Annotated in this window: 2 protein-coding genes; both read left to right on the forward strand. The window is 34.5% G+C overall.

All coding sequences use genetic code 11. From position 1 onward, the window contains the following. On the forward strand, positions 1–191 hold a 191-nt coding region (locus IG80_RS16390), incomplete at its 5' end, for a hypothetical protein (protein WP_032114198.1). A gap of 88 nt (positions 192–279) precedes the next feature. Continuing rightward, on the forward strand, positions 280–876 hold the full coding sequence (locus IG80_RS0111655) for a hypothetical protein (RefSeq protein ID WP_032114199.1): 597 nt from the start codon (positions 280–282) through the stop codon (positions 874–876). Positions 877–1,402 lie beyond the last annotated feature (526 nt).

A 1,402-nucleotide genomic window follows, 5' to 3' on the forward strand; every position in this document is an offset into this window, starting at 1 on the left:
AAGCATTAGCAGAAAAGAAATCAGCTAATAAGCCTCTGAACCTTGAGAATAAGGCCCAAAAAGAGGAAAATTCTAAGCTTAGTCCTAAGAGAGTTGCTAAAGGGAAGGGGGAAGAGGTGCTTTTGAGCAACCGTTCCAGTAACGACACAAACAGCCATTCCTATGGGGGGACTATAGGGGGGGAAGAATAATGATTTTACAGAAAGTACTTCATCTTCTTCTCTCTATCCAACCTCTCTCTCATTACAAAATGTTGAGAAGGAGAAGGTTGCAAATGAAATGAAAAATATTTGGATGGAAGAAATTGGATGGTTAGATGTTAGCTTTCTTTCAAATACTCTCATCACAAATCTGAACAACGCTTTCAAGAGAACCTTTGAAAGTTCCTTTGACCTTTGGCGGACGTACTGCCGCCAAATTGCTTCTTCCAAGTTCCTAATGGGAGAGAAGAAGAATACAAATTTTAAGGCTAAGCTCTCATGGGCCATCCAGCATGAAAGCTTTGAAAGAATTCAGGCAGGGGATTTTACCCTGGGGGATCGAGAAGTTGTTTTAAGCAAAGACCAACAACAAAAAGAAGCTGAGAGAGTTATTCAGGAAACTAGGCAAGAATTCTTAGAACTTCCAAGACATCCTTTATGGATTAAAGCATGCTTGCTTTTAACTGAAAGGGTAGGGGGCAATACCGCTAAATATTTCCAAGAGTTAGACTTAACTTATCTAGGAAACAATAATTCCAATGAATATATAGCTGAGCTTAAAGCCTCAAGCAGATTTTATAAAGATTATCTCCAAAAAAAGTATGAGAAAGAAATTCAAAGAGCTTTAGAAGAGATTAATAGCACAAAAATTAATTATCTTAGCTTTACTGTTTGAGAGATAGGATGAAGGAAAAAAGAGAACAATGTAATGTTTGCTATTTTTAAGGATAAAGAGTTCCATGCTGAGATTAGGGATAAATTTACTTTTGATGAGTATATAAACCCTGAGGAATTCAACCATGAATTTATTAAAAAACTATTAATATAATCTTAACAATACCTTACTAATTGATTAACGATACATTAATAGTTTAAAAAATGAGATATAAGACTTTTATCGCAAGAAATGAGATAAAACATAATGAAATCAATAACTTTTTACTTGATATTTTTAAAATGATTCTTATATACTACATTTAGTAAGGGCAGCAGGGGGCTGCCATAGTCTTCAGAAATACAGTTCTAGTAAGCTCATAGGGGAGGGAGCTTTAGGGAGAATAAAAAGAAATAATAAATACCCAAATAGAAGAACTAAGAGAAGATTAAACAGGGAAGGCTTAAAGACTCTCAGTCACCCCCACCAATTTCTATTTTAACAAAAAATATCATCTAATATTTGATGCACCTTAAGTTTCAATTTT

Origin of the sequence: Candidatus Paracaedibacter symbiosus (assembly GCF_000757605.1) — a bacterium.
Lineage (GTDB): Bacteria > Pseudomonadota > Alphaproteobacteria > Paracaedibacterales > Paracaedibacteraceae > Paracaedibacter_A > Paracaedibacter_A symbiosus.